1 protein-coding gene and 1 pseudogene are annotated in these 1153 nt (G+C 59.8%); both read left to right on the top strand.

What is annotated here, in order from left to right; translation table 11 throughout:
• A partial coding sequence (locus AC1D0Z_RS22330) for an acyltransferase family protein (RefSeq protein ID WP_477660334.1) occupies positions 1-652 on the top strand: 652 nt, incomplete at its 5' end.
• A 246-nt stretch (positions 653-898) separates the two neighbouring features.
• A pseudogene (locus AC1D0Z_RS22325) lies at positions 899-1153 on the top strand (NAD-dependent epimerase); the annotation flags it as partial.

Here is a 1153-nt window from a genome sequence, read left to right as displayed (position 1 = left end):
TATCGAGCCTGTAGGGCATTTCTGGTTTCTTGAGGCCCTGTTTATTGTTTTCCTGGTTGTCCTGCTGCTCGAACACCTGAAAGTGCTTTCCACCGCGGCGGGGTTCGCGGTAGCCTGGGCACTCAGTGCGGTGCTGTTTGACTACTTCAGCCCACCCAACTATTTCGCCGCCCGCGGTGCGGTCTACCTGCTTCCTTTTTTCATGGCCGGGCTGGCCTGCAAACGATTCAACATCGGAACGCCAAGGGCGCGCCTTGTAGCGGCAGCCGTATTTATCTGCGCGGCTATCGGGGCCATGCTTTTTCCGCAATTTTCCGAGCAGGGAAGTTCCATTGCTGCGCTGGCCCTCGGTGTCTCAAGCGCATTTCTTCTTTTGCGAAGCGGCTGGAGTTTCGCTCCGCTGGCCTACGTCGGGTCCTTTTCTTTCGCAATTTACCTGCTGCATGTTTTCTTCACAGCCGCGAGCCGCATCGCGTTGCGCAAACTCGGCGTCACGGACACGTATGTCCTGATGGCACTGGGCCTTGCCGCCGGCATTGCCGGCCCCGTCCTGTCCGCGCTGCTCATCAGCCGGCATGCAGGCCTGAACCTGTGGCTCCTGGGAACTGTGCCGGGTAAGCCGAAGCCCCTTCCGAAGACAGTCGCAGCCTGACATAAAGGCGCGGGGCGGGAATTCATTCCCTTCTGAGTTCAGGGCTTCTTTTCGATGGCGGCATAGCAGCGGCCTCTCCGACTCCTCTTGCAAACCTGCTCACCTGGCAACTGACCGGAAGGGCTTGCCGGCATTTGCCTGGCTGCGCGGCCCGGTTCGAACTAAACTGCCTGGCGCACCGAAGACAAACAGATCGGTGCTGTCCCGCAGACGGGCAACCCACAAAAATAGAGAGACAACATATCCATGAATATCGTCATCACCGGCGGCGCCGGATTTCTGGGAGCCAGGCTGGCCCGGCAGCTTCTCAATGCCGGTGAACTTGCCCTGGCGGGAGAGGCGCCACAAGCCATCCAGAGCGTGACACTGGTTGACCGGGCCGCGCCGCCAGCAGGGCTCTTATCGGACAAGCGTGTTCGAGCCATCATCGGCGACTTGAACCAGCTACTGGAGGGCAGCCATCCGCAGGCTGCGGTAGTCACGCAAAAAGATGTCCTGGTA

The sequence above is a fragment of the Polaromonas sp. P1_E3 genome, from assembly GCF_056405935.1.
This window is presented reverse-complemented; position numbering and strand designations above follow the sequence as displayed.